Source organism: Coprococcus sp. RTP31081st1_H1_RTP31081_211007, from assembly GCF_040227275.1.
Taxonomy (GTDB): Bacteria; Bacillota; Clostridia; order Lachnospirales; family Lachnospiraceae; genus Coprococcus; species Coprococcus aceti.
In genome coordinates, this window is record NZ_JBEHVP010000010.1 from 61,127 (window position 1) to 82,871 (window position 21,745).

Genomic DNA, 21,745 nt, shown 5'->3' on the forward strand with positions numbered 1-21,745 from the left:
TACTTTGCTTACAGAATTATGTGTGCTATAATTACGGAGTATCTACAATAGGATTAGTTTTTCGGAGGTAAGGTCATGGCAAAACAGGTAGAAGATGTTGTAACTGACGATAGAGTAGAATCACTGAAGACAGTGAAGTTTGGTGGATATGATAAGGCATCCGTTGATTACTATATTGATGAACTTAAGGAAAAGCACAATAAAGAAGTAGAGGAGCTTAAGGCGAACGTCAACAAGCTCAGCGAGGCTGTTCTGAGTCTCAAGACCATGAGAGAGGTCAATATGACAGAGTCTTCCAAGACCATAGAGACTCTCAAGAAGACCAATTCAGAGCAGGAGAGCGAGATAGAGTCACTCAAGGAGCAGATCAATGCATACAAGCAGAGAGAGCTTGAGAATGCAGGAAGATACGAGTCAATATCAAGAACACTTCTTGAGGCCCGTGAGAGCGCAGACGCACTGATCGCACAGACTGAGAAGGAGTGCACAGACAAGAAGAATACTATAACTGCAGAGCTCGAGGCATACGAGACAGATGTCAAGGAGAGATGCACAAAGCTCCAGACAGATACAGAGATACAGTGCCAGCAGATGTATGATCAGACCGAGGCAAAGTGCAACAGCATGAAGGATGAGGCATACTCAGAGGCAGAGAAGACAAGAAATAAATCTCACGCAGATGCAGAGGCTCTGTCGGCAAAGACAGATTACGAGTGCAAGGTTATGAGAGAGGAAGCTCAGAAGGATGCTGCCAATACAAGAAATGCAGCCACAGATGATGCAACCAGACTTCGCAACAATGTGAAGAAGGAGTGCGAGAGCGTAAGCAGATATATGTCAGATCTTCTGTCATCACTGGACAATGTTATTTCTGCATGTGCTTCAACAAAGGATGTTGCCGACAAGGCATTTACCGGACTGAAGAGCGAGGCAACTGCTATGGTTAGTGATGCTGAGGATGCACAGTAGTAATATATGATATATGGTAACATGAAACTTTTCTATGTGATGGGACATAGGAAAGTTTTATGTGCATTAAGGGGTAAATAATATACGGGGTGTATAATAATGGGATAAAACTGCACTTGTGCAGTGGATATATGGAGAGATATTTATGGAGATAAACAGACTTAGTGGTTATTCAGATTTTCTGGGAATAGTTGAATATCCTGCGGTTGTGTTCTGCGAGGATGGTGAAGTCCTCAGCATAAACAATGCCGCAGTTAAGATCGTGGGTTCGGATGTTGAATCCATTGCCATGGAGCCGGATAAGTTTATGGTCAGCGATGAGTTCTGGCCGACACTTGACGACAAGAAGGCTATCATATGGCACAGACTTGGACTTATAGTTAACGACAAGGACAGATATGTAGTCAGTGGATTTGTCAACCAGTTTGAATATGGTGACAAGAAGGCGTATATGGTATTGTTTGAGCTTCGATCAGACGTTACGATAGGAAGCGTGAGTCTTGAGAGGATCATAAACCATATAGGCGTTATAGCTCTGTATCTGTATAAGCCGGAGGGTGTATGGAGAACGAGATACGTATCTAAGAACATATCTGAGTATGGATATACAGATGGCAATTTCTACAGTGGGCTGGTGGGACTCAGCGACCTGCTCCCTAAGAGTGATTATGACCTTCTGATCGGACAGCTCTACAAGGTTCAGAATACCGGAGTGGATGATTTTGAGATGGAGACTAGGATCGTATCAGCTCACAGAGATATAAATAAGATGAGACTTAAGTGTCACATCGTGAGAACCACAGATGGCGACATGGATGGAATAGAGCTCCTGTTCATAAAGGACAAGGAGACAGGATACAATGAGGATCAGGCGGCGTATATATTATCTGCCATGTCTAAGATCAAGAGCTTTGTCATGGTACAGCAGTACGAGAATGGCAGACCGATCTTCAAGTATATAACCCCGAACGCCAAGCAGATGGGAATAAATGTGGATGCCATCAAGCTTGGTGACAGACTCATAGAGGATTATATCCATCCGAAGGACAGAAGCAGGGTTATGGCGAATGTCAGAAACGCCACGAAGCGCGAGGACAAGGACTACGAGGAAGAGTTCAGGATAGTCAACGACAGAGGCGAGGTTATCTGGGTGAAGTCCCAGAGCTCTGTGACACAGGCGGCTGATAACACATACACGGTTGAGTATTTTATATCTGATATTACGGACAAGAAGGCTCTTGAGAACAGTGTTGAGCGCGCTAAGAAGGAGTTCGATGACAAGCTCTCATACATTATGAAGACAAATACCCAGTCGGATGAGGAAAGGAATCAGATAGATACCGAGAAGTGGACTCTGATAACGAAGGCGTTCTCTGCACTCACAGGACTTTATACAACTATCATAGATCCTGTGGGCAAGAAGATGGTTGAGCCGGCCGGCCCTCAGAAGCATATGGGTTATTTCTATGATATGTTTGAGAAGCCTCAGTATAAGCAGATATATATGAAGCTCAATGAGGTAGTTCTCAGGAACAATGTTCCGGTTATGATGGAGATGGACGATGACATCACGGGAAGTATGATATGTGGTGCACCGATCATGATAGATGGCAAGCATGTGGCAACATGGATATGCTGCTCATATGATGACGAGGATGCGAAGAAAATGGAGAGTGTATACAAGGTGCAGTGGCAGCTTGGACGCATTTTCTCCGAATACGCATTCAGCTCTCAGATCCTGGCAAAGGAGGCGATCCGTGCCAAGTCAGAGGAGGTCATAATGGAGAACAAGCTGCAGTGGCAGAAGATTCTGCTTGATGCCCTGAACACTTCAGATAAGAGCTCCCAGCAGGTTATCAATGACGTAATAGCACAGGTGGGCGAGGTCTTAAATGCTGACGTGGCAGCCCTGTATGTGAAGGACAAGCAGGGAGATCTGGATTGCCAGTATATCTGGTCCAAGAATCAGAGCATGTCTGCAGAGGAGTATGTGACAGAGTGGCAGCGCGCCAACATGAAGTTCAGATCATGGCAGAATGGTCAGGGCTCGGGCAAGCTGGTGGACAAGGGATACCTTGTGATAGATGCAAAGCATATGGATGAAGCAGCTAAGAAGATCATGTCAGGGGGTCCTGTTAAGAGCTTTACCGCAGTTCCTGTGTATGTCAATGGCAATTATGGAGCGGTATTTGTGCTGGCGAATACCTCTATCAACAAATTGTGGACCACAGAGGAGATTGAATTTGTAAAGCAGACAGGTGATGTACTCAGAAGTGCCCTTGAGAAGATAGAGAGCGATGACAGTGTTAAACGCATAAACAGTGTTCTCCTCGATACATATAACTATATTGATGAGGGTATATTTATTAGAGAAGTTGATACTGGAAGAGTGCTGTTCTCGAACAGGACTCTGAACGATATGCTTGGATATGATTTTACAGACAAGGACAGTAAGCTCCTTATAGAGAATCTCAGAGATAAGTACAAGCTCATGGGAGGTCCGGATCAGCATCTGGCTACGGACAGCAAGGAGGTCAACTGGAGAAGCTATATAAGAAGTCTCGACAAGATCATGGATTTGACTGAAGTTAGCATGAAATGGCTTGACGGCAGCAATGCATCTCTTGTAATATTAAGGGACGTGAACGAATAGAAGGGAGACTTGTGATGGCAAGCGCAGATATTGGTATAGATTTAGGTACAGCCAGTATACTGGTGTATGTGAAAGGCAAAGGAGTCGTACTCAAGGAGCCTTCAGTAGTTGCATACGACAGGGATACTAATAAGATAGTGGCTATTGGTGAAGAGGCGAGACTTATGCTTGGAAGAACTCCGGGTAATATAGTGGCCATCAGACCTCTCAGGCAGGGCGTAATCTCTGATTATACGATAACAGAGAAGATGCTCAAGTATTTCATACAGAAGGCTGTCGGAAGGAGTTATTTTGGAAGACGACCTAGGATCAGCGTATGTGTACCTTCTCAGGTTACAGAGGTTGAGAAGAAGGCAGTTGAGGATGCAACTTATGCGGCCGGTGCCAGGGATGTGTCCATAATTGAGGAGCCTGTGGCAGCAGCCATTGGCGCAGGAATAGATATATACAGACCATGTGGTAACATGATAGTTGATATAGGTGGTGGAACTGCCGATATAGCAGTCATCTCTCTCGGAGGTCCTGTTGTCAGTGCATCCATTAAGGTGGCCGGAGATGATTTTGATGAGGCAGTTGTCAGATTCATGAGAAAGAAGCATAACCTTCTCATAGGAGAGAGAACCGCCGAGGAGATCAAGATCAAGATAGGTACATGTTACAGAAGACCTGAGAATATAACGTTGGATATACGAGGCAGAAACCTTGTAACCGGTCTTCCGAAGACTGTTACGGTCACATCGGATGAGACGGAGGAGGCACTTCGTGAGCCTGCGTCCCAGATATGTGAAGCTGTTCATTCAGTTCTGGAGAGAACTCCTCCTGAGCTTGCTGCTGATATTGCAGATCGTGGGATAGTTCTGACCGGTGGTGGTGCGCTGCTCCACGGACTTGAGGAGCTGCTTGAGGAGAAGACAGGAATAACCACCATGACAGCGGAGGATCCACTCAGAGCGGTGGCCATTGGTACAGGAAAGTACATCGAGCTTCTCAGCGAGAAGAACAATTAAGACAGGAGCTGAGGACTCAGTCTTCAGAGGAGAGAAAACTTGGTAAGAGAAGGTTACGTAGAGAAAGTTATATATAAGAATGAAGACAATGGGTACGCCGTCTTCGCCGTTGAGGGCGAGGACGGCGAAGATATTTTTGTGGGGAATCTTCACGGCGTTGCAGAGGGGATCTATGTATCGGCGGAGGGGGATTATGTAGAGCATCCAACTTATGATTTGCAGTTCAAATTCACCTCATGTGAGATCAAGATGCCGGATGATGTGCTCAGTATTGAGAAGTACCTCGGTTCGGGCATCATAAAGGGTGTCGGAGAGGCTCTGGCAAAACGTATAGTGAAGAAGTTCCGCATGGACTCACTCAGGATAATCGAGGAAGAGCCGGAGCGCCTTGCGGAGATACGTGGAATATCAGAGAGGAAGGCCAGAGACATTGCCGTGTCATACAACGAGAAGAAAGAGATGCAGGATGCGCTCATGTTCCTGACCGGTCTCAATATCCCGGTGAACCTCGCTGTAAAGATCTACAATGAATACGGTGACGAAGTGTACGACATAGTGAGGACAAATCCCTATAAGATAGCAGAGGATATAACGGGCGTTGGATTCAGGACAGCGGACGAGATTGCGGACAGACTTGGTATCGGAAGAGATTCGGATTTCAGGGTAAGAGCCGCTATTATGTATGCCCTATCCGGTGCAAATGGACTTGGCCATATGTATATTCCCCAGAAGATGCTGGTAGACAAGACATATTCATTGCTGATGAATGAGTACATGCCATATGATCCGGAGCTTGAGATGTCTATATGCAATCAGATACTTGAGCTCAGCGTTGCCGGCAAGATAATCATAAAGGAGTTGAAGGACGATCCAGATTCAGGGGAGCTCCCAGATGTGAGCCTTGATGATCCGGTGGCTGACATAGACATGGATTTGCTGGATACGGAGTCAGAGTCAAACGTGACAAATGCCGTGTATGCAGCACCTAATTATTATATGGAGCTCAATTCGGCAAGACTTCTGTGTGAGCTCAACATAGATTTCTCAAAGGCAAAGCTCAAGATAGACAAGGTTGTTGAGACGGTAGAAAAGTCAGAGAATATGAAGCTGGCTGATGCCCAGAGACTTGCCATAAGAAATACCGTGGATCACGGCATTGCGGTCATAACCGGAGGCCCCGGAACCGGAAAGACAACGATCATAAATGTACTTATCAAGATATACGAGAGCTTCAGGATGAAGATAGTTCTCGCTGCGCCTACAGGACGTGCAGCCAAGAGGATAACAGAGGCCACAGGATACGGAGCACAGACCATACACAGAATGCTCGAGCTTACGGGCGGAGTGGAAGGAGAAGAGACTTCTGCGTATACATTTATGCGGAATGAGAGCAATCCACTTGAGGCCGATGTTATCATAATAGATGAGATGTCCATGGTTGACAGCAGCATTTTCTACAGTCTGCTCAAGGCTGTGGCTCCGGGCACAAGACTTGTGCTTGTGGGTGATTCGGATCAGCTTCCGTCAGTTGGCCCGGGAAATGTGCTCAAGGATATCATAGCGTCCGGTGTGTTCAGCGTGTCGGTGCTGGACAGGATATACAGACAGGGCGAGGACAGCGATATCATAGGCAATGCCCACAGGATAAAGGATGGAGAGCATGTGGAGATCAAGAACAAGAGCAGGGATTTCTTCTTTGTTCCAAGGAATGGCTACAATGAGATCGTGGCAGAGCTCAAGGTGCTTCTGACAAAGCAGCTTCCATCATATTTTGGTGTGGATAAATCGGATATACAGGTGCTGACACCTATGCGTAAGTATGATATGGGTGTTGAGAACCTCAACAAGCAGCTTCAGGATGTCCTCAATCCGGAGGGACACGGAAAGCCTGAGCATGACCGGGGCGATGTGGTGTTCAGACAGGGCGATAAGGTCATGCAGGTCAAGAACAATTACAAGCAGGAGTGGAAGATATTGGATCCGTCGGGCAGATTTGCCAAGGAGGAAGGAGTCGGAGTGTTCAACGGCGATATTGGATTTGTAAAGGCTGTTGACGACTACGAGCAGAGGATTGTGGTGGAATTTGACGATGGAAGACAGACTGAGTATCCATACAACCAGCTTGAGGAGCTAGAGCATGCATTTGCGATAACCATACATAAGTCGCAGGGAAGTGAGTATCCCGTGGTTGTGATCCCGCTTCTCAGATGCCCACCTAAGCTTTTGAACAGAAACCTGCTGTATACGGCGGTGACGAGAGCCAGAAGAAGCGTGGTCATAGTGGGCAATATAGGACTGGTAAATACGATGATAGACAATGAGGATGAACAGAAGAGATACACCTCATTTGCACTGAGACTCAGGGAGATGGAGAGAAGATGAAACGATGCGCAGATAAGTTCGGGTTCGGACGACTGCTCACGGATCTCCTGTATCCCCGCCGGTGTGCGATATGTGACGAGGTGCTTCCGATGGGAGAAGGGCTGATATGCAGAGGGCATAACAGCCTTCCCTATGTGAAGGCTCCGTCATGTATGGTGTGCGGCAAGGAGGTCGACAGTGAAGAGCGGGAGCTCTGTCTGGACTGTGAAAAACATTCAAGAAATTTCGAAAGAGGTTTCCCCGTATTTAATTACGTGGAACCCGTCAAAGCCAGTGTTCTGGCGATAAAATACCATAACAAAAAAGAATATTGTGATTTTTACGGAGCTCAGATGGCGGAGAAGGTGCGCCCGTATGTCAGAAGGTATGGAATAGATGCGGTCACCTGTGTACCTTTGCACAGGAGAAAGCAGAGACAGCGCGGCTACAATCAGGCGGCTGTACTGGCGAAGGTTGTCGCTGATGAACTGGGGCTTCCATTCTGTGAGGATATGCTGGTGAGAAGAAAGTACACCACACCGCAGAAGAAATTGGACAACCTGGAGAGGGCAAACAACATAAAGACATCCATGGACATAGGCAGAGTGTACCCAGAGTACAGAAATATCCTGCTTGTGGATGACATATATACAACCGGTGTCACCATAGACGTGTGCGCCGGCCTTCTGAAGAAAGCCGGCGCACGCCATGTATATTATTCATCTGTATGTGTTGGCAAGGGGTGTTAGTCCTCGTCTGTATCGTCAACTATATGGAAGTCCTCGTCGCTCTTCTCTTCCTCCTCCGGCATGTACTCGTTGAAGATGTGTACAAATACCAGTGAGCACAGATAAGCGTGAAGTCCTGCGACACATATGAGCATAAGACCGAGCACGGTGGAGCTGAAATAGCATCCCGCTGCGATCGCTGCCGTTATCGCAACCATGAGAAGTGTCCATGGAAGATTCTTGATGGACATGAGGAATGCGTTCTTGATGGTCGCTTTGACTGTGTTCTCAAACTGCGCCTGAAGTGGGAATACATACAGGACAGTGAACAGGTAGATAAGTGACATGATGGTGAATATGACCAGCATACTCTTGATGTTCCTGCTCACGGCGAACCACATGTCAAATGCACACAGGACACCGGCAAGCAGAGCCAGAACTCCTATCCCTGTAGCCTGTTTGAAATTCTCCCTGAAGCTCTTGAAGAACAGCTTGACCACGCCGCCCTGACCGTTTCTGATGCATTTCATGGTGGTGTAGTAGAGTGCTGTGGTCGATGCACCTATCGTGAGGATTGGCAAGGAAGTCAGCAGCCACAGAAAATGCAATATTACTATATCGCACACTATGGTTAGAAAATTCATGATAGGATTATCTGTCGATAATGATCTGTTCAAAATAAAATACCTCTCTTTCTTTATCCAAAAAATATTACAAGCCTAAGCCATCAGATCTTCCTTTGTAAGGGTCTCAAGTGTGGCTACGTCAATGTTGTCCATGGAAACTATTCTGGTGGCCTGCCTGGATATGGCGGATTCCATAAAGTTACGGACTTCACGGGCGTTGGCAAATGTATCGTCGTGATGTGCGGCTTTGTCGTGCCAGTATTCTGAGGCGTATGCGCGGGCATCATCGTCCAGCTTGTATTCCTGCTTGGAACACATGCTCTCGAAGATGGACATAAGCTCGTCCCCGGTGTAATCCTCAAATGTGATGAATTTGTTGAATCTGGAACGAAGTCCCGGGTTGGAGCTCAGGAACCGTTCCATGAGATCCGGGTAGCCGGCAACTATGACTATGAGATCATCTCTGTGATCCTCCATAGCTTTGAGCAGCGTGTCCACTGCCTCCTGGCCGAAATCATTCTCACCTTTGCCTGCGGTGAGAGTATAAGCCTCATCTATAAATAAGATCCCGCCGAGGGCTGATTCTATGACCTCGGTTGTCTTGACGGCTGTCTGACCAATATATCCCACAACAAGTCCGCCTCTGTCGACCTCGACAAGCTGTCCTCTTGACAGTATGCCCAGACCCTTATAGATATTTGCAAGAAGTCTTGCCACCGTGGTCTTTCCTGTTCCCGGATTGCCGGAGAATACAAGGTGGAGAGATACGGACGGTTGTTTCATGCCGTTTTCCTCGCGGAGCTTCTTGATCTTCAGAAGGTTTACGAGGTTGGTGATGTCCTTCTTCACGCTCTCGAGTCCGGTCATGGAATTCAGTTCCTCGAGAAGAGTGTCCACATCCTTGACGGGTTCAGCCCTTTCGGAAGCTGTCGACTTAGCCGGAGTCTGTGAGACTGGGGAAGCACTCTTTGGGAGTGCGTTGTACTTGTCGAGCAGTGGGCTTGGATCTATGGCGTACAGGTTCATGGACTTGAGATATTTGTCGAGCATGAGGCAGTAGCCTGTGAGCCTTGCTATCTCGTTGTCGTCAGTCATGTTGTTGCAGGCGATGAATTCCTGACCCATGAGCTTGAACATTCTGACGTAATCTCTGGAACGGTATACTGATCTGGGATTTACCTTTGCCCGGGCCAGATCGCCCTGTACAAAATATGTAAGGGATCTAGGTGGTGTCACGGCAAAATCCCCGGTTGTTCTCTCATATTTGAATGTGCGGAATTTGTCTGTTGTAAAGTGCTGGTTCAGGTATTCGCGGACAAATTTTATCTCCAGGGTAAGTTCTGCCTGGTCGGAGCTGGACAGATATGCAAGAAACTGAAGCAGGTCAAACTGAAGCATCTCTCTTGTCTTGAGTCCTGTCTTCTGGCGCGCACCGTAGCCGTCGTTGTCCAGCGAATCGGCATAGGAATAGCAGTTGTCCAGTTCGGCTTTTAGTGAGTAATTCATAAGTTGTTCCCCATCCTTTCCATAAAGCACATAATTGTATCTATTGTAAAGCCTTTGGCCCATGTAATCAAATAAAGTTTTGCCTGGTTAATCCATTTATTGTGTCATATTTGTATTTTGTATGATAAAATAGCAGTTATATGAGCAAAATTTACACCAAAAGGTGACAAAAGCGACAGGAGACAGACGATATGAGATTCAGACCATGCATAGACATACACAATGGACAGGTAAAGCAGATAGTTGGAGGCAGTCTCTGTGATGAGGGTGACAGAGCAGATGAAAACTTTGTATCACAGAAGGACGGAGACTTCTTTGCTGAACTGTACAAAAGCTATGGACTTAAGGGTGGTCATATCATACTTCTCAATCCTGCGTCCAGCGAATACTATGACGCCGATGTAAGACAGGCACAGCTCGCTCTGGCTGCATATCCGGGAGGACTGCAGATAGGCGGGGGAATAAATGCTGACAATGCACAGCGGTTCATAGATATGGGTGCGTCACATGTCATAGCCACATCATTTGTGTTCAGGGATGGAGAGATCAACTACGACAACCTGAAGGCACTTGAGAAGGCTGTGGGCAGAGAGCATCTAGTGTTGGATCTGTCCTGCCGGAAGAGGGACGGAGAGTATTATATTGTCACTGACAGATGGCAGAAATTTACAAATGTAAAGGTGGAGGAGGCAACGCTTGACCGGCTCTCAGAATACTGCGACGAGTATCTCGTTCATGCGGTGGATGTGGAGGGCAAGGCGTCAGGCATAGAGACCCATGTTGCGGACATGCTTGGAAGATGGGGAAAGCTGCCGATGACATATGCCGGAGGTGTGGCATCATTTGACGATCTGGAACAGCTCAGAAGTCTCGGAAGGAACAGGATAGACGTGACCATAGGGAGTGCACTGGATATCTTTGGGGGACATATGGCGTTTCAGAAGATTATAAGGTTTATGGAGGGTTAACATGGCAAAGATGAAGAAGGTACTGGCCATTGCGATGGCTGCGGCTATGGGTATGTCCATGCTGGCTGGCTGCGGAGGTCAGGGCAAGGACGATGTGACAGAGGCGACAAGCCAGGCGGAGACCAGCGAGGCTGCGACCTCGGAGGAGAAGACAGAGGAGGCTGCTTCGGAGGAGGCTGAACAGGAGAAGACAGAGGTCAAGGCAGGGGATGTCCTGATAGACCTGAACTTTGATGACAATGACACGGACGAGTGCCATACATATTCAAATGGCGGACAGGCCGTACTCGGAGCAGAGAACGGAGAACTGTGTCTGGATATAACCGGAACAGGAAGCCTAGATTATGCGAACCAGATATACTATGACGGATTTGAGCTCAACCAGGACTGTGTGTATGAGCTGTCATTTGACGTGCACAGCACCATTGAGAGAGGAATTCAGTACAGACTTCAGATAAATGGCGGTGATTACCACGCTTATGTGATGGATGACATAACGATAGGCACTGAGACACAGCACATATCCAACCAGTTCACCATGAGCGAGGCATCGGATCCGGCACCTAGAATGTGTATGAATCTGGGACATTTCGAGGGCGTTGGTGATGACAGCGTGCCTCACAAGGTATACTTTGACAATATCAAGCTCACTGTAGTTGACGCCTCAAGCGCACAGAGCGTTGAGGGTATTCCTGATCCAAAGCTGGTTGGCATCAACCAGATGGGTTACGGCAAGGATGCGAAGAAGCTTGCCACAGTGACTGACAGAGACGCCAAGAGCTACGAGGTAAAGAGCGTCGCTGATGACAAGGTAGTCAGCAAGGGTGACGTATCTGGCTGGGATTACGATCCTGCTGTGGGCGACAAATGTGCGGTTATAGATTTCTCTGATGTCAAGGATCAGGGTACATACAAGATAGTTCTCGACACCGGAGCAGAATCATACGAGTTCCCTGTTGGGGATGGCGTGTATGACGATATATACAAGGCGTCAGTGCTCATGTTCTATGACCAGAGATGTGGAACAGAGCTTGATTCAGCCATAGCCGGTGATTTTGCACACGCTGCATGTCACACGGGAACTGCCATAGTGTACGGCTCAGATGTTGCAAAGGATGTGACCGGCGGATGGCATGATGCCGGAGACTACGGAAGATATGTTGTTCCGGGCGCAAAGGCGGTACAGGATCTGCTCCTTACATATGAGGATTCAGAGTATGCGGCAAAGGACGACGCTATCGGAATACCTGAGAGCGGCAACGGTGTTCCTGACGTTCTGGATGAGGTCAGATACGAGCTTGACTGGATGCTCAAGATGCAGGATGAGACCAGCGGCGGAGTTTATCACAAGGTTACCGGAGAGGTGTTCCCTGAGATGGTGGCTGCTGTTGAGGAGACTGCACAGATGATACTCTCACCTATATCCAACACAGCAACAGGCGATTTTGCGGCTGTTATGGCAAAGGTTTCAGTTGTATACAGAAAGTACGATGCAGCATTTGCAGATTCATGTCTTGCTGCAGCTCAGAAGGCATGGAAGTATCTTGAGCAGCATCAGGGAGATGCAGGCTTTAAGAACGTTGGAAGCATAGTTACAGGTGAGTATCCTGACAGCAATGACAGCGATGAGTACCTGTGGGCAGCAGCGGAGCTGTATATCGCAACAGGTGATGAGAGCTACAATGATTATGTGAAGACAGCCATCGAGGGAAGCGTTAAGTACGGCCTTGGATGGGCGGATGTCGGATATTATGGAATATATGACTACTGTGTAAATGTAAAGGACTGCGCAGCAGAGAAGGAGATACTTAAGAAGGGTGCTGACAAGCTTGTAGATAACTATGCCGGCAGCGGCTTCGGTTCAACAACAGGCGGCTCTTATGTATGGGGAAGCAACATGGTCGTTGCGGATAACGGAATCCTTCTGCTCATGGCATCAAAGGTTCTGGGCGACGATTCATATGTGGACTATGCGGCAGACCAGCTCAACTATATACTTGGAAGAAATGCAGTCAGCTACTGTTATGTGACAGGATATGGTTCACAGACTCCTGAGAATCCACACCACAGACCTTCAGAGGCACTGGGCAAGGCAATGCCTGGAATGCTTGTGGGCGGTGCCGATGGAAACCTTGAGGATCCATATGCGAAGGCTGTTCTTGCAAAGATTCCAAAGGAGAGATGCTATGTCGACAACGCACAGAGTTATTCATGTAATGAGGTAACGATCTACTGGAATTCACCTCTTGTATATCTTCTTGCGAACTTCAAGTAGCAAATATTTAAGAATATGTAACTATAATTAGTACATCATATTTGATATAACTATTGAATATCATGTAAGGAATCGGTATGGAAATATGAATGAATATGTAGACAAAATAAAAAAGCTTATGGAGAAAGAGATGGTCAGATATGTTATAGCCGGAGGAATGACCACGGCTGTGAATCTTGTATCATTCTTTGTGTTGAGACTTGTGACGGATCTGTCGCGAAGTGCGGCGAATATCATAGCGATAATGCTTGCCATATTATTTGCTTACTTTGCAAATGGATTTTACGTGTTCAGGTCGGAGCAGAGGAAGAGCGTAGGCCGGATCATAAGGGAGTTCATATCATTTGTGGGCATGCGTCTGTTTGCCATGGTGGTGGAGGTCGTTGGAACCAACCTGCTGTGCGACTCCTTCAGATACAATGAGTTTATATCAAAGATAATAATTCAGGTAGTTGTACTTGTAATAAACTATATATTCAGCAAATGCTTCGTATTTAAGAAGGATAAAAAGCCTGTAAAGGATATATTTGCTGACAACTATATCATGATAATCGCTTTTATCATCCCGGCGATATTTATGTTCGTGCTGTGGGTGGTGGCGGAGATAGGACCATTTGGCGGACACAGCCTTACCATGGTGGACAGTCTTCACCAGTATCTGCCATTCTTCTCTGATTATCATGACAAACTGGTGAACGAGGGAAGCCTGTTCTATACGTGGGACATAGGCATGGGAAGCAATCTGCTTGACATAATCGCCTACTATATGGCTTGTCCTCTGAACTTTATAATCGTGCTGTTCAGTAGGGAGCATCTGTACATAGCGATGTGCGTGCTCATAAGTATCAAGATAGCTCTGTCCGGTATGACCATGGCGAGCTATCTTGGATACAAGTGCAGGAACAAGAACAACCTGCTCATCATTCCATTTGCTGTGGCATATGCACTCAGCAACTATGTCATAGGATATTCATGGAATCTCATGTGGATGGACTGTATACTGATACTTCCGCTTATCATGCAGGGCTTCGAGCAGATGATGGAGGACGGCAGCAACTACAGACTGTACACACTCAGTCTGTTCTACGGACTTCTGTGTAACTACTATATATGTTTCATGATATGTGTGTTCCTGGTTCTCCAGTTTATACTCACCAATCACAAGAACATATACAAGGGCGCAGAGGACACTTTGAGATTTGCGGGAACATCTGTCATGGCTGCGGCTATGTCTGCGTTTCTGCTGATCCCGGCTTATATCGGGATTAACACCACGGCGTCTGCCACCAGACATTTCCCTAAATGGGAGTGGTACGGAAGCATATGGGATATGATAAAGCAGATGTTTGTCTTGACTGAGCCGATAAAGAGCCAGCAGTTTGACGGCGGTGTGAACCTGTACTGCGGTACATTTGCCATACTGCTGATAGGAATATATATTTTCAATACAAAGATCAAATGGTACGAGAAGCTTAAGAATGTGATACTGATCGTATTTCTCATGATGAGCTTCAACAATACGCTGCTCAACTATATATGGCACGGCTTCCATGATCAGTACGGAATCCCGAACAGATTTTCATTCCTGTTCATCTTCATTCTGCTGAGCATGGGATACGAGGCCATTGCAAATACAGACAAGAAGCAGATACCGGGAATAGCCCTGGGAATCATCGTGGCGTTCGGTTTACTGGTTTATGCAGACAAGAATATTGATATGGACAGGACGGTAATTATTCTCACATGGGTGCTGTTTGTTGTGTACTCGGTGGGAATCCTGGTGCTGGGACTTGTCCGCGGCAAAGGCAGATTCGCAGTGGCAGCTATACTTTCAGTGTTGTGTCTGACTGAGATCGTGTTCAGCGCGGCAAAGGGATACGAGAGCAACGGAACGGTGAACATACCGGATTACTATGGCGATGCTGCTAGTGTGCAGGCCGCTATAGATTCTGTTAAGACAGGCCATTTTCCATATAGAACGGAGCTCAACAACACCAAGGTGGTGGATGAATCTACCTATTACAATATGCAGGGAGTCAGCCTGTTTGGTTCGACGGTTTCAAATGACCTTGTGAATGCCATGCACGGACTTGGTTTCTACACAGGTGCCAATGAGTTTCTGTTTGACGGAGCAAATCCGGTGTCAAGTTCGGTTCTGGGCATAAGATATTTGTTCAGGAGACAGGATGAGCATATGTCCTACGATATGGACTATGTGGATACAGTGGATGGCGTTGATGTATACCAGAACAGCCGGGCGCTCAAGCTGGGCTTCATGGTGAATAACGAGCTGAAAGACTGGACTTCTGATGCATCGAATATGTTTGACAGTATAAATAATTTCGTGGAAAAGTCGACTGGGGTGGCTGGTACGTTCAGCCAGATATATCCGGAGGTAACTGGCTCTTCAAATGACATCACGATAACACATGACAATCCGTACAGTGAATACTTTGGACTTTCCAATATCACACCGGGTATCGTGAGCTTTGGACTCAGCTTTGACATAACAGAGGAACAGAATGATCTGTACATCATAGCGAACTGCAATGGAATCACCAAGATAAGGATATATGTGAACGGTGAGGAGCAGAATTACGAGAGACTTCAGTACCAGACATACCATGTGGGACATCTGACAAAGGGAACCAACGTGGAGGTCGAGTATTATTTCTCTGCGGGTGTACCTGACAATACATCTGCAAGACTTACTATAGCCACTCTCAACGGTGCTGCATTTGACCAGGCGTATGAGAGCTGGGCTGACAATCAGTTAAATATCAACAAATTTGAGGATGGATATGTGAAGGGACATATATCAGTCGATGAGGCTGGCCTGATGTTCACATCCATACCATATGATTCGGGCTGGACTGCCTATGTTGATGGCAGAAAGACCGATATACAGACTGTTGCGGGAGCATTTATCGCACTGGATCTCGAGAAGGGAGACCATGTGATAGAGTTCAAGTATTTCCCTAGAGGACTCAAGAGCGGCCTGATATTCACATTTGCCGGATGGCTTGTGTTTGCACTGCTTATGAATGCGAAGACCATCAAGGAGAAGCGCGGCAGCAAAAAGGGGAAGCCAGAGGATGAGGATCGGACAGATGATGAAGCAGCGATAGAGTAATGCAGATCTGTTGATAGATAAAATATGCATAATAACGAGGTAGAATGGCTGGGAGACCATAAAAAGTAGTCCAATATGTACAAAATAACAGAGAAAATTTGTACATTATTCAGCATAAAAAACTATATGAGCGTTGACCTTAATAATTATTTATAATATAATGTATCCATGTGGATATGCATAGGAGTGTCTATGTGGCAAACGCAATATTTATAGAAACAGAGGTGCATTAATGGACAAAATTAAGGAAATTGGGATTAAGCCGCTTGCACTGGCCATGGCTGTTCTGGCTTTGCTGGCGGGAGTGCTGGGAGTCGCCGGTATAGGTGTGGGAGCTATTATATGTGGCGTCCTGGCAGCGGTCGTTGCTGTTCTGGTATTACTGGTATTCGGAGATGGCAACATGGGATCAGCAGGAAAGTCTGATAAGTATAAGAAGCTTTTCATGAACCTTCCTATAGGATTTGCACAGGCGAGGATCGTTAATGATCCTGTCAACGGAACAAACTACGAGATAGTAGACGCCAATGAGATATTTGGGGAGTATTTCAAGCTCGATGTGTCTGACTACAAGGACAAGATACTGAAGGAGAGCAAGATAGAGGTACTTCAGGATATCAATGCATGGTTCACAGCTTATAACAACTCCGGCACCAAAGAGGGAGATCTGATGGATGTTGAGATCACCATGGAGTCACTTCAGAAGGTGTTCAACACGGTTATGTATAAGTCTGAGGCTGATTACATCAACATGGTAGTCATAGATGTGACCAAGCAGAAGGAGACTGAGGAGAAGCTCAGCAAGGCCATCGTGGATGCGAATGCAGCATACAAGACACAGGCCGAGTTCCTTGCAAACATGAGCCACGAGATAAGAACACCTATAAACGGTATTCTCGGTATGCTCCAGCTCACACTTATGGCTGAGGATCTTCAGGCTGATTACAGAGATAACCTTATCACAGCTAAGAACTGTGCAGACACACTGCTCAGACTTATCAATGATATTCTTGATATAAGCAAGCTTGAGGCTGGTAAGTACAAGATCAAGGAAGAGACATTTGACATCAGGACTGCCATTGAGGACACAGTTGCTGCACAGGTTCCGATCGCAACCAACAAGGGACTGCAGCTCGACTGTTCATTTGGAAGCAATATTCCAAAGCTTGTCCGCGGTGATGGACAGAGAATCCAGCAGGTTCTCAACTGCCTGCTTTCAAATGCTATCAAGTTTACATCCGAGGGAAGCGTAAGAGTCAAGATAGCATCCATGGATGATGGGGACAACAAGATTAAGATCAGAATGGCAGTTGCAGATACTGGTATAGGTATCTCAGAGGCTAATATGAGCAAGCTGTTCATAAGATTCAGCCAGGTAGATGCATCAGATACAAGAAAGTACGGTGGTTCAGGTCTGGGACTTGTCATCACCAAGCAGATCGTTGAGCTGATGGGTGGTAACATAACAGTTCAGAGTAAGGAAGATATAGGTTCAACATTCATCGTCGAGATACCACTCAAGGTTATCAAAGCGGCAGATGCAGCAGATGAGTTCCTCAAAGAGAAGGAGGAGCCTGCAGTATTCTCCATCAATGCACACAGCAAGGCAAGGATACTTGTTGCAGAGGATGAGCCGGTCAACCAGCAGGTTATCGGTAAGCTTCTCGGTATGGCAGGATTCTCATACGATATAGCTGAGAATGGCCAGAAGGCTGTTGAACTGTTCAAGACCAAGATATATGATGCGGCACTGTTTGACGTACAGATGCCAGTTATGGACGGTATAGCAGCTACACAGGAGATCAGGGAGATAGAGCGCAAGGAGAAGAGAAAGAGACTTCCGATCATTGCGGTTACGGCGAGAGCCATGTTCGGTGACAAGGAGAGGATTCTTGAGAACCAGCTTGATGATTATATCGCAAAGCCTTATAATCTCAATGATGTGGTTGATACACTGAATAAGTACATAGACGACTGATGTGAAAGGTCATAAGTATACATGACATAGTGAGAAACAAAGTCAAATAAAAAATCGGGGATTATGGAATCAACACCCATATTCCCGGTTTTTTTAGTTTTACATGGATATATTAAGGCAGATAAAGAAAGATCTATATTACATGGAGGTATATGATATGTCAGATTTTTTCCAGGATGTGTTCAACAAGACCAAGAAGTTTGCAAATAATGCGGTGGATGAGACGAAGGACGCAGCGCAGAAGGCAAAGCTCAACAACAAGATATCAAATGAGGTGCAGATGATCGACAGGAACATGGTCGAGATCGGCAAGTATTTCTACGAGCAGAACAAGAAGAATCCACCTCAGGAGCTGCTCCAGTATTTCAACAATGTAAAGGTTCTTCAGGACAGTATAGCCATAAGCAGGAGCGAGATACAGAACATTGATAATGCCATGGCGGCAAGGAAGCAGACTGATATGAATCCTAATCAGAGTCCTAACCAGAACTATAACCAGAACCCAAATAACAATCAGAACATGGGAAATGGACAATTTTAGTAAAAAAATTATATATACATGCTGTAAAATCAGAAGCCCGTTCGTAACAGGACGGGCTTTTTGTATATTGAAATTGGGCAATATACAGCCTGTATATTGCCGCAATTTATAAAATTTTCTTTATGAAATCCCCCCTTTACAAAGGCTGAGAGAGGGTGTAAGGTGTGCTTACAACTCAGAGAGAAGGGAGGACAGAGATCATATATTATGTAATACCATTGATCGCAACTGTGAGCATGGCGGTGGTATCGGACTTCAGAGACTGGAGGATTCCGAACAGGCTTATCGCAGTTGGCATGATACAGGGATTCCTGATGTCGGCAGTTGTCAGAGGACCGTGTGATGGACTTCTGAGCAGTGTGGCAGGCTGTGTTATTCCTGTGGTGATCTTGTTTGTATTATTTCATAAAAAAGCCTTGGGGGCAGGTGATATCAAGCTGCTGGCGACGGCTGGCACATTTGTAGGAACCGATGTGATCCGGGTGATTGTTTACTCCTTTTTGGCCGGAGGAGTTATATCTTTATTTTTTCTTTTAAAAGAAGTTTTAATGTCAGTTACGAATCGTAAAGAAATTTCAACAAAACAATTTTATAGGAATCTGATGAAGTCCAGGGTACATTTCTCTGCTGCCATAATGGGCGGAGTCATGTATTACGTGTGCACTACAGAGTGGAGGTGACAAAATTCAGCAGTACAAGATTGGAATACTGGATGGTGACAGGGCTTACATGATAAGTCTTATGAACCATATCAATTCGGACAGGGACAATCCGCTGTTTGCGCTTGCATTTTCATCGGAGGGAGAACTGTATGGGTATCTTGAGACTAAGACTCTGGATGTTCTGCTGATGGATGAGAATATTCCTCTGGATGAGAGCAAAGTGCCGGTGGCCTGCCGGATGATATTTATGACGAGGGATAGAGTCGATGGATCAGAAGAGATCAGCCATAACAGGATATTCAAATATTCCAGGGTACGAAACATTTCTTCAGAGATCCTCAGATATATGAATATAGACGATACGGACCGCAGAAGAAAGCTGTTCAGGTCGTATGCAGTTATATCACCCATAGGGAGGTGTGGTAAGACAAACCTTGCGGTAAGCCTGTGCATGAATGATGAGGTGCGGGGCGGCCTGTATGTGGGCATGGAGGAGTACAGTGCATTTCACGACCATGAGGACGTTCTGGCGAATGTGATATATCTGGTGAAACAGAGGTCACCGGATCTGACCGGATATATGGAGCAAAAAATCGTGGAGCTTGAGGAATACAGCGTGCTTGGATATCTGGGATCGTACATAGATGCACTGGAGCTGGACACGGAGGATATGGTGTGGCTCATAGACGAGTTCCGCAGATGGGGCAGATATACAACGGTTGTGTTTGATATGGGACAGGCGGTTCTCAAGGATCTGGCGATACTTGGGGCATTTGACGAGATAATGGTTCCGGAGCTTAAGGATGAATTGTCCCAGGACAAGCTTGGGATGTTCGAGAGGGTTCTGGAGAGAAGGGAGCTCGGCAAGATTGCTCGGAGGCTGCACAGGTTGAACGTGCCGCTGGCGGTTCCGGGAAGTGCGGAGATGCTGAGATTTATAGAAAGTGAAATAGGAAGCAGAAGATGAAACAGGATGACAGACAGTTGATACGAAGCAAGGTCATGCAGAGTATAGATATGTCGGGTGACATAGGAGATGAGCAGGTCAGCGATATGATCGACAGGTGTATTCTCGAATCTGAGTCCGGGAATGTGCTGAGCGTGAGGGATAAGCTTGCGCTGAAGAAGGAACTGTTCAACAGTCTGAGGAGGCTTGATATATTGTCAGAGCTTCTCGACGATGAAGCGGTGACTGAGATAATGATAAATGGCTACAGCAATATATTTGTCGAGCGGGCAGGAAGGATGTACAGGTATGACAAGGCATTTGAGAGCGAGGAACGGCTCAAAACCATAATCCAGAGCATCGTAGCGGAGTGCAACAGGATAGTAAATGAGGCGTCGCCGATAGTGGATGCAAGGCTTAAGGATGGTTCGAGAGTGAATGTGGTGCTGCCGCCGGTGAGCCTGAGCGGCAGCGTGATGACCATAAGAAAGTTTCCGAAGGACAAGATGACCATGGACAAGCTGGTGGAGATCGGATCAGTCACCATGGAGGTTGCCGATTTCCTGAAGAATCTGGTCGTGGCGGGCTACAACATAATCATCTCGGGAGGAACCGGCGCGGGCAAGACGACATTTCTGAATGCCCTGTCAGGGTATATACCGGCGGATGAGAGAATTGTCACGATAGAGGATTCGGCGGAGCTTCAGCTTGCGGGCATCGACAATCTGGTGAGCCTTGAGGCGAGAAGTGCAAATGTCGAGGGCGAAAATGCGGTGAGCATAAGGGATCTTATCAAGACGAGCCTCAGAATGAGACCTTCACGGATAATAGTGGGTGAGGTCAGGGATGCGGCGGCGATAGATATGCTTACTGCCATGAACACAGGACACGATGGAAGCCTGTCAACAGGACATGCAAACTCTGCCCGGGACATGCTGACGAGGCTTGAGACCATGGTTCTGATGGGTGCGGATATGCCTGTTCTGGCGATAAGGCAGCAGATAGCGTCGGCGGTGGACATAGTTGTCCAGCTTGGAAGACTGAGGGACAGATCCCGAAGATGTATAGAGATAAGCGAGGTCACAGGGCTGGAAGGAGGTGAATTTGTCATGAATAAATTGTATGAATTTCATGAGAGCAATATGGGAAAGGACAGGGGGCGAGTGGAAGGAATGCTTAGAAAGATAAATGATCTTCACAACACATCAAAGCTCGTGGCGGCTGGACTTATAAGCGTTAATGAGAGCAGTGATTCAAGGAGGGATGTGTGCTGAGACAGGGTATAGATTATGATTCTTATAAACTAAGTGTCAGGGAAAACGTAACCGGTATCGCTGTGTATTCAGTCATAGCGGTGATGGTGTCGGTGCTCTTCTTTGACAGTCTTATACC

The 21,745-nt window shown here is 46.6% G+C and carries 15 protein-coding genes; 13 read left to right on the plus strand and 2 right to left on the minus strand.

Translation table 11 applies throughout. From position 1 onward, the window contains the following. The first annotated feature begins 75 nt into the window (after nt 1–75). The 5 genes from ABUA31_RS13430 to ABUA31_RS13450 all read left to right on the plus strand — a co-directional run bounded on the left by ABUA31_RS13430 (nt 76) and on the right by ABUA31_RS13450 (nt 7,739). Nucleotides 76–969 carry a coiled-coil domain-containing protein gene (locus ABUA31_RS13430; RefSeq protein WP_015534304.1) on the plus strand — a complete coding sequence of 298 codons (894 nt, stop codon included), beginning with the start codon at nt 76–78 and terminating at the stop codon, nt 967–969. A gap of 145 nt (nt 970–1,114) precedes the next feature. Beyond that, complete coding sequence (locus ABUA31_RS13435; RefSeq protein ID WP_055222445.1) at nt 1,115–3,622, plus strand: PAS domain-containing protein; 2,508 nt, start codon at nt 1,115–1,117, stop codon at nt 3,620–3,622. 14 nt (nt 3,623–3,636) lie between these two features. Next, complete coding sequence (locus ABUA31_RS13440; RefSeq protein ID WP_015534302.1) at nt 3,637–4,629, plus strand: rod shape-determining protein; 993 nt, start codon at nt 3,637–3,639, stop codon at nt 4,627–4,629. Between the two features lie 39 nt (nt 4,630–4,668). Next, a complete protein-coding gene (recD2, locus tag ABUA31_RS13445; protein ID WP_173795517.1) occupies nt 4,669–7,011 on the plus strand; it encodes an SF1B family DNA helicase RecD2 in 2,343 nt (780 codons plus the stop codon). Then, nucleotides 7,008–7,739: a ComF family protein gene (locus tag ABUA31_RS13450; RefSeq protein ID WP_022217510.1), complete on the plus strand. Its 732-nt coding sequence runs from the start codon at nt 7,008–7,010 to the stop codon at nt 7,737–7,739. Before recD2 ends, ABUA31_RS13450 begins: the two co-directional genes overlap by 4 nt. Here the strand turns inward: ABUA31_RS13450 and ABUA31_RS13455 are convergent. Continuing rightward, a complete protein-coding gene (locus tag ABUA31_RS13455; RefSeq protein WP_022217511.1) occupies nt 7,736–8,395 on the minus strand; it encodes a YesL family protein in 660 nt (219 codons plus the stop codon). The genes ABUA31_RS13450 and ABUA31_RS13455 overlap by 4 nt on opposite strands. Before the next feature lie 42 nt (nt 8,396–8,437). After that, nucleotides 8,438–9,850, minus strand: coding sequence for an AAA family ATPase (locus tag ABUA31_RS13460; protein ID WP_015534300.1), 1,413 nt, complete (start codon nt 9,848–9,850; stop codon nt 8,438–8,440). 191 nt (nt 9,851–10,041) lie between these two features. Here ABUA31_RS13460 and hisA point away from each other — a divergent pair, with 191 nt between their 5' ends. The 8 genes from hisA (at nt 10,042) to ABUA31_RS13500 (ending at nt 21,627) form a co-directional block, all read left to right on the plus strand. After that, on the plus strand, nt 10,042–10,818 hold the full coding sequence (gene hisA, locus ABUA31_RS13465) for a phosphoribosylformimino-5-aminoimidazole carboxamide ribotide isomerase (protein ID WP_015534299.1): 777 nt from the start codon (nt 10,042–10,044) through the stop codon (nt 10,816–10,818). Nucleotide 10,819: 1 nt separating this feature from the next. Continuing rightward, the gene (locus ABUA31_RS13470) at nt 10,820–13,093 is read left to right on the plus strand and encodes a glycoside hydrolase family 9 protein (protein ID WP_349818695.1); all 2,274 of its coding nucleotides are present in this window, start codon (nt 10,820–10,822) and stop codon (nt 13,091–13,093) included. Nucleotides 13,094–13,178: 85 nt separating this feature from the next. Then, nucleotides 13,179–16,226 (plus strand): YfhO family protein, encoded by a 3,048-nt coding sequence (locus tag ABUA31_RS13475; RefSeq protein ID WP_015534297.1) that lies wholly within the window; start codon nt 13,179–13,181, stop codon nt 16,224–16,226. A gap of 232 nt (nt 16,227–16,458) precedes the next feature. After that, nucleotides 16,459–18,204, plus strand: coding sequence for an ATP-binding protein (locus ABUA31_RS13480; RefSeq protein WP_015534296.1), 1,746 nt, complete (start codon nt 16,459–16,461; stop codon nt 18,202–18,204). A 157-nt stretch (nt 18,205–18,361) separates the two neighbouring features. Next, on the plus strand, nt 18,362–18,745 hold the full coding sequence (locus ABUA31_RS13485; RefSeq protein WP_022217515.1) for a hypothetical protein: 384 nt from the start codon (nt 18,362–18,364) through the stop codon (nt 18,743–18,745). A 164-nt stretch (nt 18,746–18,909) separates the two neighbouring features. Further along, complete coding sequence (locus tag ABUA31_RS13490) at nt 18,910–19,425, plus strand: A24 family peptidase (protein WP_022217516.1); 516 nt, start codon at nt 18,910–18,912, stop codon at nt 19,423–19,425. 49 nt (nt 19,426–19,474) lie between these two features. Beyond that, on the plus strand, nt 19,475–20,374 hold the full coding sequence (locus tag ABUA31_RS13495; RefSeq protein WP_055280326.1) for a P-loop NTPase family protein: 900 nt from the start codon (nt 19,475–19,477) through the stop codon (nt 20,372–20,374). Continuing rightward, nucleotides 20,371–21,627: a TadA family conjugal transfer-associated ATPase gene (locus ABUA31_RS13500; RefSeq protein ID WP_349818696.1), complete on the plus strand. Its 1,257-nt coding sequence runs from the start codon at nt 20,371–20,373 to the stop codon at nt 21,625–21,627. Before ABUA31_RS13495 ends, ABUA31_RS13500 begins: the two co-directional genes overlap by 4 nt. Nucleotides 21,628–21,745: the final 118 nt, after the last annotated feature.

What these genes read in the sequence shown, in the direction of transcription:
- ABUA31_RS13460 (WP_015534300.1), bottom strand. Translation starts at nt 9,850, where the DNA reads ATGAATTACTCACTAAAAGCCGAACTGGACAACTGCTATTCCTATGCC.
- ABUA31_RS13435 (WP_055222445.1), top strand. Translation starts at nt 1,115, where the DNA reads ATGGAGATAAACAGACTTAGTGGTTATTCAGATTTTCTGGGAATAGTT.
- hisA (WP_015534299.1), top strand. Translation starts at nt 10,042, where the DNA reads ATGAGATTCAGACCATGCATAGACATACACAATGGACAGGTAAAGCAG.
- ABUA31_RS13485 (WP_022217515.1), top strand. Translation starts at nt 18,362, where the DNA reads ATGTCAGATTTTTTCCAGGATGTGTTCAACAAGACCAAGAAGTTTGCA.
- ABUA31_RS13480 (WP_015534296.1), top strand. Translation starts at nt 16,459, where the DNA reads ATGGACAAAATTAAGGAAATTGGGATTAAGCCGCTTGCACTGGCCATG.
- ABUA31_RS13475 (WP_015534297.1), top strand. Translation starts at nt 13,179, where the DNA reads ATGAATGAATATGTAGACAAAATAAAAAAGCTTATGGAGAAAGAGATG.
- ABUA31_RS13500 (WP_349818696.1), top strand. Translation starts at nt 20,371, where the DNA reads ATGAAACAGGATGACAGACAGTTGATACGAAGCAAGGTCATGCAGAGT.
- ABUA31_RS13495 (WP_055280326.1), top strand. Translation starts at nt 19,475, where the DNA reads ATGATAAGTCTTATGAACCATATCAATTCGGACAGGGACAATCCGCTG.
- ABUA31_RS13430 (WP_015534304.1), top strand. Translation starts at nt 76, where the DNA reads ATGGCAAAACAGGTAGAAGATGTTGTAACTGACGATAGAGTAGAATCA.
- ABUA31_RS13440 (WP_015534302.1), top strand. Translation starts at nt 3,637, where the DNA reads ATGGCAAGCGCAGATATTGGTATAGATTTAGGTACAGCCAGTATACTG.
- ABUA31_RS13450 (WP_022217510.1), top strand. Translation starts at nt 7,008, where the DNA reads ATGAAACGATGCGCAGATAAGTTCGGGTTCGGACGACTGCTCACGGAT.
- ABUA31_RS13470 (WP_349818695.1), top strand. Translation starts at nt 10,820, where the DNA reads ATGGCAAAGATGAAGAAGGTACTGGCCATTGCGATGGCTGCGGCTATG.